At 27.1% G+C, this 16260-nt stretch carries 13 protein-coding genes; 4 read left to right on the forward strand and 9 right to left on the reverse strand.

The features are described 5' to 3' along the window. Positions 1-145 precede the first annotated feature (145 nt). Positions 146-3175, reverse strand: coding sequence for a DEAD/DEAH box helicase family protein (locus QPK10_RS00845; RefSeq protein ID WP_368486160.1), 3030 nt, complete (start codon positions 3173-3175; stop codon positions 146-148). A gap of 270 nt (positions 3176-3445) precedes the next feature. Between QPK10_RS00845 and QPK10_RS00850 the strand changes: the two genes are divergently transcribed. After that, on the forward strand, positions 3446-4960 hold the full coding sequence (locus QPK10_RS00850) for an MATE family efflux transporter (RefSeq protein WP_368486161.1): 1515 nt from the start codon (positions 3446-3448) through the stop codon (positions 4958-4960). A 35-nt stretch (positions 4961-4995) separates the two neighbouring features. On the opposite strand, the gene QPK10_RS00855 is transcribed toward QPK10_RS00850, so the two are convergent. The 8 genes from QPK10_RS00855 to QPK10_RS00890 form a co-directional block, all read right to left on the reverse strand. Further along, the gene (locus tag QPK10_RS00855) at positions 4996-5334 is read right to left on the reverse strand and encodes a hypothetical protein (RefSeq protein WP_368486162.1); all 339 of its coding nucleotides are present in this window, start codon (positions 5332-5334) and stop codon (positions 4996-4998) included. Between the two features lie 374 nt (positions 5335-5708). After that, positions 5709-6917: a hypothetical protein gene (locus tag QPK10_RS00860; protein ID WP_368486163.1), complete on the reverse strand. Its 1209-nt coding sequence runs from the start codon at positions 6915-6917 to the stop codon at positions 5709-5711. A 231-nt stretch (positions 6918-7148) separates the two neighbouring features. Then, on the reverse strand, positions 7149-8027 hold the full coding sequence (locus tag QPK10_RS00865) for a hypothetical protein (protein WP_368486164.1): 879 nt from the start codon (positions 8025-8027) through the stop codon (positions 7149-7151). After that, positions 7978-8631, reverse strand: a complete 654-nt coding sequence (locus QPK10_RS00870; RefSeq protein WP_368486165.1) for a hypothetical protein — start codon at positions 8629-8631, stop codon at positions 7978-7980. The genes QPK10_RS00865 and QPK10_RS00870 overlap by 50 nt, the downstream gene beginning before the upstream one ends. Beyond that, positions 8544-8861, reverse strand: a complete 318-nt coding sequence (locus QPK10_RS00875) for a hypothetical protein (RefSeq protein WP_368486166.1) — start codon at positions 8859-8861, stop codon at positions 8544-8546. The genes QPK10_RS00870 and QPK10_RS00875 overlap by 88 nt, the downstream gene beginning before the upstream one ends. A 157-nt stretch (positions 8862-9018) precedes the next feature. Then, a complete protein-coding gene (locus QPK10_RS00880) occupies positions 9019-10998 on the reverse strand; it encodes an FtsX-like permease family protein (RefSeq protein ID WP_368486167.1) in 1980 nt (659 codons plus the stop codon). A gap of 60 nt (positions 10999-11058) precedes the next feature. Continuing rightward, complete coding sequence (locus tag QPK10_RS00885; protein WP_368486168.1) at positions 11059-11991, reverse strand: hypothetical protein; 933 nt, start codon at positions 11989-11991, stop codon at positions 11059-11061. A 171-nt stretch (positions 11992-12162) separates the two neighbouring features. After that, the gene (locus QPK10_RS00890) at positions 12163-13779 is read right to left on the reverse strand and encodes an ABC transporter ATP-binding protein/permease (RefSeq protein ID WP_368486169.1); all 1617 of its coding nucleotides are present in this window, start codon (positions 13777-13779) and stop codon (positions 12163-12165) included. Between the two features lie 350 nt (positions 13780-14129). Here QPK10_RS00890 and QPK10_RS00895 point away from each other — a divergent pair, with 350 nt between their 5' ends. From QPK10_RS00895 to QPK10_RS00905, 3 genes are all read left to right on the forward strand, one after another. Then, the gene (locus QPK10_RS00895) at positions 14130-14219 is read left to right on the forward strand and encodes a lipoprotein (RefSeq protein WP_368486170.1); all 90 of its coding nucleotides are present in this window, start codon (positions 14130-14132) and stop codon (positions 14217-14219) included. 151 nt (positions 14220-14370) lie between these two features. Beyond that, a complete protein-coding gene (locus QPK10_RS00900; protein WP_368486171.1) occupies positions 14371-14553 on the forward strand; it encodes a hypothetical protein in 183 nt (60 codons plus the stop codon). Positions 14554-14838: 285 nt separating this feature from the next. Then, positions 14839-16245: a lipoprotein gene (locus QPK10_RS00905; protein WP_368486172.1), complete on the forward strand. Its 1407-nt coding sequence runs from the start codon at positions 14839-14841 to the stop codon at positions 16243-16245. Positions 16246-16260: the final 15 nt, after the last annotated feature.

The following is a 16260-nucleotide window of genomic DNA, read 5'->3' on the forward strand; positions in this document are numbered from 1 at the left end:
AATATCACAATTTTGGTAAAACTTGACAAAATCACGACTATTAAAAACCCTATATTTCTATTGGCTAATTTCCTAACTAACTTAAAAAATCTGAAAAGAAAATTAGCAATTCCTTTTCAGATTTCACCCAAAAAACAGGTTTTTTTTAACTAATTAAGCTAAATTCTGCCGTTAATATGTCAGAATCCACCATTTTTAAATATTTTCCAATTCCAATAAAATCATATAACTTTAATTTAAGGTTGGGATATGGATGGTTAATTTTATTTTGTAAAAATAAGTACTTAGTAATATTAGGATTTTGAATATCCTTTACTAATTTATTATTAATTTTCATTTGTTCAGGTAATGACCACCAATATTCTTTGGTGTTGGGATCATACTTAGTTAATTTCCCATAATTAATAACTTCGGTATCGGCTAAAATAACTAGTTTAGTTTCATCAAAAGTTAAGTGTCCAGCTTGAAAAGCAATAATCCGTAACGGTTTTGATGGAATAAAATTTGTTCTTTCAATAATACATAACGCTTGACGAACAGTAAAAGTTCAATTGCCATGTAATAAAGAATCTTGGTGCTCAGCTTCACTGGCAATTAATACTTCATGGTCAAGTTTATATTTTAAAATTAATAATAATTCATTAACAATTAACTGGTTATGCTCAATAAAATAATCAATTAAATCTTCAATTTCTTGGTAATTGGGAAAAATTCCTTCATAGGCATTCATACTAGTTACTTCATATAGGAGCGAACACATCAAAAGATTATCATAGCAATGTTGATATTGGTTTGGTGGTAAGCTTCGTTTCAAGCGATGATAAAAATATCAAACAATATCATAGCTATTTAAAAATAAAAATTGTTTAAAAATATTTTTATTTCGCTGGTGGTCATTTTCATTTTTATTATATAAAGTAATATTTTGTGCGACTTTTAAATAAAAATCATTCAAAATATTATAAAAATCTAATAAGGACATTTCATAGGTCTCTAAAATTTTATATAGTCCTTCGGGTCCATATTTTTGGTAGAACTCCCGAACTTGTAAACGAATGCGATGTTTATCATCATATCATTGTCTTAAATTTCGTAAAATAATTTCTTGACTGCGTTTTTCTAACGTAATTGTACAACCATATGGCAGTCCTTGGTTTTCACTAATCATTTTACGAGAAGTTAAATTATGAGCAAATAAATTTTTAATACCTAGTGTTAAATCATATTTTTTATCAACATTAGTAATTAAATCATAAACTTCCAAGCGACTTTTATGATCAGTTTTTCGGAGTCCTCGCCCCAATTGTTGTAAATAGATCGTTTTCGAATTTGTAGGACGTAGCATAATAATAGTATCAATTTCCGGAACATCAATTCCTTCATTAAACATGTTGACAACACATAAATAATTAATTCGTAGTTTTTTAAAATCATTTAAGATTGCTGTACGGCTACTATTAACTTCGGAAGTTAAGTAACTTGCTTTTAGTCCTTTCATTGTTAAAAATTCAGCAACAATTCTAGCATGCTCGGTGGTAATACAAAAAATAACACACATTGGTTTGGCATAGTGACCAAGATATTTATTAATCATTTGATATAACAGTTCATTACGACTCGTTGTATTTAACTTTTGAAATAAAGCATCATCATTATTTAAATCGACTCCTGTCAAATCAGAAGTTGTATCATCAATACAATAATAATCAAACGGACATAATAACCGCTGGTTAACAGCATCCCATAGTCGTAACTCACTAGCAAACTCGTTATCAAAATATTTTAAAATTGTTTTACCATCAGTCCGTTCTGGCGTGGCGGTTAACCCTAATAATTGTTTTGGTTTAAAATAATTAAATACCCGGTCAAAAGTTTTTGCAGCAATATGATGTGCTTCATCAAAAATAATAATATCAAAATGGTGCGGGTCAAAATCAAACAAGCGGTTATGAATTGTTTGAATTGTGGCAAATAAATAGTTATTATTTTGGGAAGTTACCTGGTCATATAAAACTTCCCCAAAACTTTTATCCCTTAATACGCTTTGAAAAGTTAACAAGGCCTGATCAACAATTTCTTTTTGATGGGCTAAAAATAATATTGTTGGTTTAACATTGTTATTTTCTTTAATTTGATTTTGATAATCAAAAGCACTAACCACCGTTTTGCCAGTTCCGGTTGCCATAATAATTAGATGTTTATTTTTCCCTTGTTTCCGGCGACTTTTTAACTTATTAACAATTTCTTTTTGAAAATCATATAAGTATTTTCTTGTTGTTAAAAATTCAGTTGTTTGGTTAAACTGGTTATTAATAATTTCTTCTTGAGCTAAGTGAATACGATTTAATAAATCAGTTCGCTCCGTTGGATTATTAAAATTAACCAAACGGTCACTTCAAATTGTTTCATATTCCGTTAATAGTTGTTCATATAACTGGGGATTGGCAAATTCATTAACCTTAATATTTCATTCCCGACCGCGGACCATTCCCCGATATGTTAGATTAGAAGATCCGATAATAGCAGTTCCAAAACCTGATTTTCGACGAAAAATCGAAGCTTTAATATGAATGCGTTCACTTCGTTTTTCTAAATTATCTTCAACTCTAATCTCAAAATTATCATAAGTAGTAACAAGGCGCGTTAACTCTTCCAAGTTAACAAAGGCTGCCATATTATCAAAAGTAGTGGTAATTAACCGGATCTTGGTTTGACATTTATTAGCAATTGCAATTGAAGCTTCAATTTTATTTAATATTGCTTTGGAAATAAACGGAAAAATAAAATCAACTTCATCAGCTGTTCGGATTTCTTTGTTAAGTTCATTAATTAATTCCTGCGCATTTTGATTCGTAAAAAGATGGTTATCGGTTAACCGAATTGTATTATGATATTCACTTGGATTATCATCATGAATTTTTAATAAAATTTGTGGTAATAATTGTTCTTCCCCATTAGTTTTACTAATTAAACTATTTAAAAATGCTAATTTTTCTTCTAATGTTGGATAACTTTTTAATTTTGTTAATAAAAAATTATTATTAAATTGTTGTGCTAAATAATGGTCCCAGTCTTTAATATAATCTTTTTCGTGGGTTAATTCTTTGACAACATAATTGTCTTCAATTTGGTCATTAAGTTTTAACAACAGATCATAAAACCCTTTTTGTTTCATTTTTTTCACCTTACTATATAATTATTGCTTTAGTTGGATAAGTAGTTTTCTATTTATATTATATCTAGTTTTTAACAGTTATAAAAATATTACAAAATTTCTTTAATTTTTTTATTCCTACCTAAAATTAGCCTACCAACGATTAAGCAAAATTCTAAAATAATTACAAAAATTATCTACGAAAGCAAAATAATTATAGTTAATTATTGAAATTTTTTAGTATAATATGCTAGTGTTAGAACTTTAATGTATAAAAGGAGGAATGAGCAAATGGATATCGCAGCAGATAAAAAACATCGTAACTTTTATCTAACGGCTTTACTAATGATGATTCCCATGACTGTGCAAGGGTTAATGGATAACTTTATTAGTCTATTCAATACTTTTATTTGTGGGCAATTTCAAAATGGAACCTATTCATCCGATGATATTGTAGCGGGGATTGGTTCACAAACAAATGTTTTTGAAATTGTTTGATATGGTTTAATTGGTCTCGTTATTGCGGGGAACGTTTATACATCCCAATATTATGGGGCTAAAGATTTTGCAAAGGTTCGCGAAACAATGAATACGAAACTTTGCTATATGGTGGGATTTGCCCTAATTTCATTAATTATTGTTGAATCAGCAACTCCAAATATAATTAGTGCAATTATTGGGGGAGAAAATGCCGCCGGGGGAGCAGATAATGCTATTCATATTGGTGTTCAATATACAAGAATTGCCGCCATTTCTTATCCATTGTTAGCGATTAGTTATTGTTTTGCAATGACTATGAATGCGCTTGGAAAAATTAAAATTACCTTATTAGCTTCATTAGTTGGGATTTTAATTAACTTACTTGTTTCATGTTCATTTGGTTTTATTGGTGATCACGATACAATGTTTAAAGTTGATGGTCTTGCAGTCGGAGTTATCTTGTCATGGTTTGGTTCAACAATGGTATATGTAATTTACTTTTTAGTAACAAAACCAATTTTTCGTCCATATTTTAATATTTTCTATATTACAAAAGATATGCACAAAAAAATGATTAAAACTTCAATTCCCAATGTTGCTAACCAACTAATGTTAGGATTTGCGTTAGTAATTCAAATTGCGATCTTTGCTCGGAACGGAGGACCACAAGCAATTGCCGCTTTACAAATTGTCTTAACAATTTTCACCCTACTCTTCTCGATTTTCCGTCCGTTAACCGGATTAACGGCTTTCTTTGTTGGAAAAGAATTAGGAGCCAATAATACTAAACAAGCCAAAGAAAATGCCTGACGAATAATCTTCCTCGTCTTTATCGTTTCATTTATAATTGCCTTGTTATTCTTATCAATGAGTTGGTGGGTACCACAAACTTTATATCCAAACCTAAGTGACTATACAAAATCACTGGCTTCTTGGTACTTATATTTTGCCCCTATCTCATTCTTATGTACGGCCTTAATTCAGCTTCTATCCCTAATCTTAGGAGTTGGAGGTTACCAATTATATGCTTCAATTGCCAATATTATTATGTTATGGATGTTGGATGTCCTAGTCGTCTTCTTATTATTTAAATATACTAGTTTAACAATTCATTATGTTTTAATGATTGGATGTTTATTAAAACTAATTGAGCTAGCCGTCATCTTTACAATGTTCTTATTAATTCCATGAAACCGGAATTTGGTTGTCCACGAAGAATCATATGCACCTTCACACGCGACCCCTGGACAAAAATTATACCATCAACGCCGAATGAAGAAAAAACAAACCCCAAATAATCCAAACCAACCTTCATCGGGAAATTAAAAGAGTTTAATTATCAATTAAACTCTTTTTTGTTCTTAACGTTTCATACTATAATTATAATTATGATGTTTAATGTTCTCACCATGTTCTGGACTAAGCTTTGCCCCGGCAAAACTAGTTTGGTTATTATTTTTTTTACTAAAAACAAATTTATGTTTTGATTTAATACACTCTGAGTTTAAACAATGTAGTTTATATTCACAAGGTTTTGAACGACAAAAAAATAAACCATTCCCACAATTTTGACAACTTAACTCTGTTTTTTGTGACTCTTGAATTGCTCTACATTTTTCACAATTATCGCGATGTTTTTCACAGCCTACTAAAACGCTATCGTGCATCGCAATGCGGCCTTTTCCTTCATTACTTGGCATTTAAGTTTCCTCCTTACTTATTCATTTGAATAAATAAAACTCATCCAGAATATCACTTACCTATTTTGACAATACTAATTTAATAATAAACAATACTAAATTCTATATTTAATTATAAATATATTATTAGGACTAGAAGATAACCATCAGTATTAAATAGAAAAGAGTCAAATCGGATAAATTTATTGATTAAATAATAATTTTTCTTTTCTAATTTAATAATGCTTAAGTAGGAAAAATACTTAAGCACTATTAAAACCATTATATATAATTATTTAAGTTTTCTTTGCTAATGATTATTAACATTTTTAGACACGAAAAATGTAAAAAATTCATATAAAAAATGATAATAATAAATATTATCATTTTTTAAGTTATTTTTTTGCTTTTTTAGCTTCGACTTTCAAAACATTTTCTTTAATTTCATTAATTTCTTCGACACTCGTAATTTCATTAAATAAATGATACAACATATAATTTCGTTCCTTTGGATTAGTAAAATGTTGTTCAAAGAATTTAGCAGTGTCATCAACAATTGTCATTAGGGTTAATGCTTCATCATTGCTAATTTTTTCAGCTCCTAATGGTCCTTTCACAAGGGGTGGTAATTGGGAAACAAAAGTATAATCTTCTAACGCCCCCTCTTTTTGTGAATAATAGAAAATTCGGAATGAGGCCACTTTGCCAGCAATTGTTTTCACCGCATTGCGAACAGCTGTCACTTTTGTTGATAACATGTTTTTGATCGCCACTGCAATAATAACCGTAATTGTTCCAATTGGGAAAATAATTTGAATAATTAAGTCTAAATCAACACCAAATTTATCAGCAAAGATTGACTTAATTAAGGTATAAATATTTTGAATTAGTAAAACGGTTACAAAGAACGCAAAATTAGTTGCGGTTCACCATTTATGGGGCACTAAAACTTCTGTTTTTTTGCCAACAACATATCATAAGAAGTATGAAACTAAGACTAGCACAATTCCATAAGCTAATGATATTAAGGTTGTTAAAAAGTTGAAGAAACTAAAGACAATTGTTAAGCTAGTAACAAAATTTAAATAAATTCTAGTGTTAAAAATCACATAATCATTTGGGAAAGTTGTTATTAAATTATAACGTCATTCAAAAGCACGGCGTTTATATAATTTAATAATAATTGTAATATAAAAACATAAACCGATCAACGCAATTACCGCAGTAATAAAAATATAAGAATAAGCCATGTTAATATTAACAGTGCGTTGATCTCAGGCTTTTGCCCAGTCAGTAACATCGTTATTTCCTTTGCCAAAGAAATTAAACGACATTAGGGAAAAATCAATTAATGGGTAAGAAATTGACATTAACTGATGATAGCGCTCCTGAATTTCAGCATCGGTTAAGGTACCGGTTTTAATTTCAGTTAAAATTTGGTTTACATTATTTTTTTCATTAATATCTGTCCGCTCTTTTAAAAATAAAACTAACATTACAATCAAAACGGCGGTAAAGATTGCTCAGAAAATTAATAAAAATAAATATTGTCCACCAACAAAAGTACTTTTCTTTTTCTTGGTTTTAAAATTAGCATTCTCCATAAAACACCTTTTTCTATTTTTCATAGTTTTCATCATTATTTTTAAAATCGATGAAGGGCAATTAAACAACAACCAATAGTTGTGCTTATACTTAATATACTAATGGAAAATTATATAATTTGCAATAAATTATTAATTAAATTTTGTGGAAACCCCCCACATTTAAGAATTTAGCTCATACCGTTAATAAAATTATAGCATAAATTACTATTTTCAAAATTTATTTTAAGATTACATTATATAATCAATTAATTTTCGAGCTATTAAATCAGAATTTGAAGGTATATAATATGTTTTAATAATTACACATATTCGTAAAACAAAAGGATATAAAATAGTAATCATTAACCCAATATTATTTGGTAAATAAATAGCAGAATAATTATGTCCTCATTGATTTCTAATATCTTTTAGAAATTTCCATAAAGTTGAAGAATAAATATTTTTAATTAATTCAACAAATTCAGCTAATAATTCATTATCAACATATTTTTTAGAAAATGGTAAAAAATGTGGATCAAAATATAATTTATGACCATTTAATTTATAATCTTTTTTTATTTCTAGTAAAATATCATCATAATTATCTTCTTGTGATAAACTAAAATTTAAAAGCGTAGTTATTTTATCTAATGTAGAAAACAAATAAAGAAAATTTGCCATTTGTTTATGATAATAAAAACTTTTCATAAATTCTCTATAGAAAGGATTTAAGATATCTCTATCTACTCTTGATAAATCAATAAAATAATTTATTATTTGTTCTATTTCATAAAATAAATCCCCCCAAATTCTAACCTCTCCTTCTTCATTGGCAGCTAGAATTTGTAAATAATCATCAGTCATTTTTGATATATTTTCAAGAATACTTTCAATTTCTTCAGGATTTGATGCAAAACCTAAACTTGGTATATTAGTTTTTTTTGAGTCATTTTTAAAAATATTTTGTATTTGTTTTGGAATTTCTTCTAATAAAATTGCATCTCATTTTTTAAGTTCATTAAGAGCAATTGCTCTAATTTTTTGTCATCTTTTTTTCATACTGTCATTATATCAAAAATTACTTAAATAATTTAAATCTAAAATAACTAAAACAACATTCAGCTGCATTAATCATATCTAACTTGTTTATACCAGGTTTTTCATCTCGAATATTAGTTTTTTCATTATTAATACAATTAAATAATTCTTGATATAAATAACCATTCTTTTTTACTAATATTTCTTTATCATTAAACGTTTTATAAACATCTAAATTATTACTAAAATAAATTTTTCCTTCGGCTAATAATCTTTTTCATTTATACTGTCGATCTTGTACACTTCATCCTTTTACACCCGTAACTAAAATAGTAGAAAATCTTGTAATATCTAAATCTATATTTTTTCAATCATTATTTTCAAGTAATGTTTTTCTAACAAAATGGCCAACTGTACGAGCATCATGTCCAATACGATAACTAAAGTCTTCTTTTAAGTTATGATAAATTTGTGATCAACTATTAATTTTATTAACCATACTATCAACTTTTTCAGTCATATCCTTAAATTCTGTACTTGATATTGATTGTTCTTCAAGAATATAAATTCCTTCAACAAATTCTTCCTTGTCAAATTCAAATCCTATTAAAATTTGAGTAGCATCATCTTGCCCTTTGATACTATCAGCATAATCAGCACCAATCTTAATTTTAGTAAATCAATATTTATTCATATCTTTTCAAAAAAATCTTTTGGATTAAAAAATTTTGCACCAGTAATTAAATCTTTTTTATAGCTATAACGTTCAGCATTAAATTGTCTTTCTCCTCCACGAAATAATGAATCATATACTTCTGGTTTATTTTCATTTAATCAATTTCCTAAATCAAATACTCTTTGACTAAGATTTTTATTATTTACTTTAGTAGTGCCTCTGACAACTGTCACACCAATATTGTTCATAAAAGTTTGATCATTAAAATATGATATATCATTGTTGTCTAATTCTTTTTGGACTTCATCTGTTAAAGGAAAAATCGATTGAACATGTATGGTACCTTACATTATTAATTAAATTTTTTATAAAATTAAATCTGAATTTTAATATTTAAAATTAGCGTTATTCGCTTAATATCAGCATAAATGGTTGTTTAGTAATAAAATGATACGCAAATAAATAGATTAAACTAAGTATTGCCAAAAATACCAGACTTGCTAAAACTAAATCTAAATAAGGAATAGTTGTTAAAAATAAAGTATGAGAAATTTTAAATAATAATTTAAACAATCCTTCAACAAGATAAAAACTAATAAGAATATTTATAATTAAAAAAAATATGAAAAATATTAAATAAGGTAGCATAAAATAAGAACTAATTTTATGATTATTATAACCTAAAATTTTTAAATTAATAATTAAATATTTATTTTCATCAAAAATAAGAAATACTAAAAGAAATAAAACTGCTATCGCAATTATATAAAATAAAATACTTAACATCTTGATGGTTTTTAATAAAGTTGTTAACAAATCGGTCTTATTTCCGTAAGGAGGGAAATTATTCATCACATAATTTGGATATTCACCAATTAAATTGTATGAACTATAATCATCATATTTTTGATTACTACTATAAAATGCAATATTTTTTAAGACTTCTAAACCTTGTGTGGAAAAACTACCGGTTGCTAAATTTTCTATACTACTTATTGTAATTTTTGTAGCTGGATAAACTTGATGATATTGATAAAGTAAATAATGATAAAAAGAAGCAGCATCAATAAAAACAGCATTATCAACATAATCATAATAATTAACTCCGACTACTCGAAGACTTAATTTATTCCATAGAAAAGTACCAATTAAATTATCATTTTGAATGCTAGCTGGTATAATATCACCATATTTAACATTTAAAATTTTCGCTATTTGCATTGGTAAAATAACATTTACAAAATCATTTGACTGTTCTTTTAGCTCCTTTAATGCATCAGTTTTCCAAATATTTTGATAATAAATTCAATTATCCATACTATCTGCAAAAAAACCTTCAAATCGAAAGTTAGTAGGCACGGAAAGATTATCCATTTCTCAGAAACCACCCACATCATTATATAAAACTGTTTTGGATGGCTCATAAAGTTTAAAGCCAAAAGTTAAAAATGGATATTCTTGTGAAGCATTTCATTTAGGAAGAGCTAAATCAAATAGTAAGGATAGATTAGGATTCAAATCTTTAATAATTGCTAAAATACCTGGAGTATTTGCCCATTCTTTTACTTGGTCAGGTGTTAAAAAATAATGATATAAATTTTTATTATTTAAAAAATCATTTAAGGTGGCTTGATAATATATTATATTAATATTTTTTTGAAAAGTTTGATAACTAACCCAATAAATTTGTTCCTTCTCATCATAGTCCAAATTATTAGCTAAAGATTTAAACAAATTATCATTATTTTGTTTTACTCCTGAAAAAACACTTTTAATTTTTTCTGTTTTAAATTTCATATTACTAATAGTTTTTGAATAATTATAACTACTCATTATAAAAAAAGAACTAAAAGTAATTAAAGTTACTAAAAAGAAAATTAAAAAATTGGCTAGTGATTTTTTTCAGTTAGTTTGAAAAAAAGAAAGTATTAATTTTAAATCATAATTCTTTATTAAACTTATCCCTTTTCTAGTTTTTAATAAGGTTGTTGAAACTTTAAAAGGTTTTAATAATTCTAACGGTGGTTGGGTTAGAAAATACATTGTTAAAAAATAAGTTGTTAAAAATAATACTACTGGAAAAATTACCCCTAAAATTATTAAGGATCACTTATCAAAAATAACAAAACTATTAGGAATAAAAATAATGTTGCTAATTTCTTTTGTTAAAACATACTGAAGAAAAAAAGAAAAGCCATAGCCAATAAAAACTGCTAATACTAGAAATATTAAATAGATAATACTAACCGTTAAATATAATAACTTCTTTTTTAATCCTAAACTAATTAAAATTCCAAAAACATTTTTTTGAGCATTTAACTCTTTTTTAATAAAAATAATTGTTAAAATTAAACTGAAAATTATAACAACAATACCAAAATTCAAAAAGATACTAACTTGCGAATTTGCCAATTTAAATAAGGGGTTGTTATTTAAAGCATTTATTTAATTTGAAAATTGTAAGGCATCATAATTAAGCGCATAATCACGAATAAAATTACTTAAAGTGTTTTTAAGAATACTTGCGGGGCCATCCATTTGAATAAAATAACCTATATATTTATAATTATTATCTCCTCAAAAACTTCTATTAAGTCAAAGATTATTATTAAATTCACTATATTTTAAATACATATGGGGAATTGAACGGTAGGTTGGATTTCAACTAGATGCCTGATATCACTCATGAGTATATCCAAATCCTACAATATTATATTTTTTATTATTAATAAAAACTTCCTGAGCTAATTGAAAATCAGGATTATCATTAGGAGTTACCACAATTTCACCCAGAGCTTCAGGTATTCTTCCTTTTTGCATTATTATGTTAGAAGATAAAACTTGATTATTTAGGGCTTTTCAATCCTTATCGTTAAAATATGAATAAATTAAAGTATGATATAGTTTATTATTACTAGTTATTTTCTCATTCACAATTTGATTGCTAATTGATAATGTAAAGTTGTTGTTCTCTAAGTTAGTTATTAATGTATGATTTAATAATCAAGCAATAAAGTCATAATTTCAATTAGCAATTTCCTCCTGATGATAGATTGTTTTAATTGGTTGTGCTTCCATAATTGCTGCTTTTTCCTTGGATGTTAATACATATGAAGAAACATAAAAGTGTTCTTTAATATCATCAAAAGCTTTATCTGTAAGTTTATAAGCACGCCAGTCTTTATCAACAAAAGTAAAGGAATATTTAAAAATATTACTATTTTTAAGAGAATTAAAAATACTATTAATATTTTTGCTAGTTGATAAAGAACCACCAATTAAAAACGCAGATAGAACTAACATTATAAAAATAGCAACAAAATTAATTCACTTTTTATTAACTATAAAAAATTGGTTTTTCAATAATTTTTTTAGCATTATGTTTCTCCTCTTAACATTCAAATATCAAATTAATATTATCATTTATAAATTAAAAAGCAAAAGAATAATTTTGCCATAAAATCTTCAATATTTTTTTAAACTAAGTTAAATTATATATTAAAAAAGTATTGCAGGTTCTGCAATACTTTTAAAATAAATAATCCCTTATTATGCTTGTCAGCGCATTTTTCAACTAGCAATTCCGATATAAGTTGCTAATAATCCTAACGATACTGCTAAATAAATTGCGAAAGTAGTGGTGAAACTAAAGTTTCCTTTTCAAGCTGCTAAGAACGGATCTAAACAATATTTAAAAGGATTAATATATGTAACATATTTTAATACATTACTGTTTAAAATTAATTCAGCTGGCATAAATGAACCACTTAAAAAGGCAATTGGCATGTAAATAACATTTGAGACTGCGACAAAAGCAGTAGTTGATTTGAAAACTGATGCTAGCATCATTCCTAATCCAATTGAAGAAACAAAAATAATTAAGGCAAATGGAATTGCGGGACCAACATTATAAGGAATGGCTACTTTGTCTCAGCCAAATGAACCACCAAAGAAAATCCCTGCTCATAATAATGTTCAAAAGAATGCTAAGATAATGAAAGCAAACCCAACCGCAATAACTGCTAGAACAAAGAAAATTGGTTTAATATTAGTTGCCCCAATTCTTTTCATTAAAACACTATTTTTAAATTCCAAAATTGTTTGGGGAATAATAAAAATTCCAACCGACATTGTTTGCGTAACCGCAATTGATCCCACCAAAGTATGAACAGGATTATTGCCCGGGCTAACTTGTCCTTTAAAGGCAAAACCTTCTAAAAATAAAATGACAATTGGAAAGGCAAATAAGAAAAAGGGCACAAAAAATCCTTTATAATAATACTTTAGCATTAAGAGAATTAATGGTCGGTTTTTCCCATAATTACGCCCATCACTAATTCATTTATCAACTAAATTAGCTTTTTGCTTTTTAGCTTTTGCTTGCTTATCAGCAGCTTTTTTAGTGTCTGCTTCGTATTGTTTTTGCAAATCTCCTTTTTTATTAAGTTCAAACATTTTCCAAGTATAAGCATGGACTGAACCATATTTTGCAACAATGTCTTTGACACTTCCCGCGTCTTTAATTTCACCATTGTGCACGTAAATATATTTTTCACAAAAATCTTCAACTTCACTCATCATATGAGTAACTAAAAACATTGCTTTACCTTTATCAACAATATTTTCTTTTAAAAATTGAAAAATTTCGGCACGAACTTCAATATCTAATCCGGTTGAAACTTCATCTAAAATAACTAAATCAGGATCATGAATCACCGCTAATAAAATATTTAAGCGTTGTTGTTGACCACCTGATAAACCTTCAATAAATTTATTTTCCATTCCTAAGATTTGATAAGTTTTTAAAAGTTCGCGTAATTCATTTTCGGTCATTTTGATGTTAAAAGTATGTAAATAATACTTAATCATATCAATTACTGAAATTCCAATTGGATATTTGGAATCTTGAAATTGTAACCCAATTGTTAAATTTTCTTGTTTAATAACTTCTCCCTTAGTTGGTTTACGAATTCCACCAATGATTTCACTCATTGTTGATTTTCCACTTCCGTTGGCGCCAATAACACCAATCCGATCACCAGGGTTAATTACTAAATTAACACCATTAAGAGCCATTTTATTTTTATATTGTTTATAAACATTTTTTAACTCTACTAATGGTTTATCGCTATCAATTTGTTTTTTATTTTCTTTTATTGTATCCATTGTAATCCCTCTGATATCATTATTTTTTTCTTGTGTTATTCACAAGTATTAAAATTATATCAAAAAAAAAAAAAAAAGATGTTAAGATATTTTAACTATCATTTTAAAAACAATAACCTTTCATTAAGATGAAATTATTACTATTTATAATTTTTTTAATTTAATAATTTATTTTAATTTAATTTCTTTTTTATTTATTATGAAAGTTATTGTTTTTATAACTAATTTAACATATGATATTACCCATATGGGAAAAATTAATATTAACATATTATTTTTATTACCTATAACTAGTATATACTTTATAAAATTTGAATCATTTCCCAATTGTTGCGAGCGGAGGATGCCAAATGAAAAAGTTATTAGCTATTTTAGGGAGTTTAAATATTATTTTAACTAGTAGTTTTAATGTTACTAGTTGTGATATTTTTATAAAATAATACCCCCGAACAAGCAATTGATGCTGATATTGCCAATGCGGTTGCTTTTTTAATTGGCGATTGTTATTTACATTTTACCCAACCAAATGGTCAAATTACTCCTAGTGATATTAATAGTCAATTAAAATTACATATCCCTCATATTGTCCATGTGCAAAATAAAGTAATTAGCCAATATAATCCCCATCTTGTAACTTTTGATTTTTTAGGAAAAGATATTCCCCCACTTGCAGATATCATTAATCATCAAAATAATTCTTTAAAAGTAACAATTAAATATAACCAGGTAGCAGCTAAATATCAAATTTTAGTGTTTTTAACAGTCATTTTCTAGAATTATTTATTTTCATTTTAATGAAATTATTTATTTTTTGTCCTTAAAAATAAGGGTAAAAAATTAAAAAATAGTATTTAATTTCATTATTATGAAAAAATAGAGAAAAAACTATTGATTTCTTAATGTAAATAAACTAAAATGATAATTAGGAAAGAAAGATATAAGTAATAACTAAATAAAACACCAAAAATACTTTAAAATGTTTTTTTAGTTTTTATATTTAATTCTCTTTTCCACCATATTGAATATTTATTAGAGAAAAAACAAGGAAGGTATTTATTCATGAAAAAATTATTAGCGATTTTAGGAGCTCTAGGTTTAACAGCAACCGGAGCAAGTTCTGTTGTAGCCTGCAACAATAATAAAAAAGAAGATACAAATGACTTAACAAAATCATTTGAAAGTTTATATAAAGCTGATGCTTTTGATGATACAGCATTAGCTAAATGAGGCCTTACAAAAAATAATGATAAATATGATTTTACAGCAAACACTTTAGATGAATCAACTGTAACAAGTACTGTAACTTTAAAAGATGGTGCTGTTGTTAAACAATTAGTAAAAAATTTACCAGCAACCCCAGCAGCCGAAAATGATATTGTCGCTCAATATGCAGCTGAAGATCAATCAGGAATTACTCCAACTAATAAAACAATTACTCTTTCAATTAAACTAACTGAATTTAAAGCAGTTAAAAAAGAAAATGTTCTTAGTTGAGAAGATACAAAAGTAACAATGACTGTTACAATTCAAATTTCATTAGAAGCACAACAACAAGATATTAGTAAATTACAAGTACAAGTGCCAGATCAACAAGTAGGAGATCCAGCTAGTGTTACAAGTGGAGAAGCAACTACTGCTCAAGACGCAGTTAAAACAGCGGTTGCCAAAGCAATTAAAGCAGTAAGCCCAAGTGCAGTAATTACTACTGACTATACAATTGAAGGACTTGATAATATCAAAGCCGAAGATTTATCAGGAGGTGTTAAATTAAAAGTTCAAGCAGTTAATGGTTCAAAATTATTAATTGGAACATCACCTGAGTTTACAGTTAAATTTGTAAAAAAATCAGACCAAAAAACAGATATTTCTGGTGTAACAGTGGCAAACATTACCCAAACAGTAGCAGATAATACTAATATTACTGGTACTGAAGCTACAGCTGCTACTGATGAAATTAAAGCTAAAGTACAAGAAGCATTAGATGCAACAGTTCCAGGAACAGTTTTAAATACTGACTATACAATTGATGGCATGGATAAAATTGTTGCAAATGCTGATGTTTCTACACCAGTTAATTTAACAATTAAATCACAAGCTGCTTCAACAAAAATTACTGGAGATTCAAGAACTTTCACAATTACTTTCAATAATGCTGCGCCAACAAAAAAAGATATTTCAGGACTTACAATTACTGTTGATGCTCAAACAGTAGCAGATAATACTAACATTACTGCTGAGGAAGCTAATACCGCAGTTAATGCAATTAAAGCAGCAGTGCAAGCCAAAATTGATGCTGAAGTTTCAGGAACAGCTCTAGATACTGATTACACAATTGATGGATTAGATCAAATTGTTGCAAATGCTGATGTTTCTGCACCAGTGCAATTAACAGTTAAATCACAAGCTGCTTCAACAAAAATTACTGGTGATACTCAACCATTTACAGTAACTTTTAATAATAAATAAAACTTTACAAAATAA

Source organism: Spiroplasma sp. DGKH1 (genome assembly GCF_040940205.1).
Taxonomy (GTDB): Bacteria; Bacillota_I; Bacilli_A; order Mycoplasmatales; family Mycoplasmataceae; genus Spiroplasma.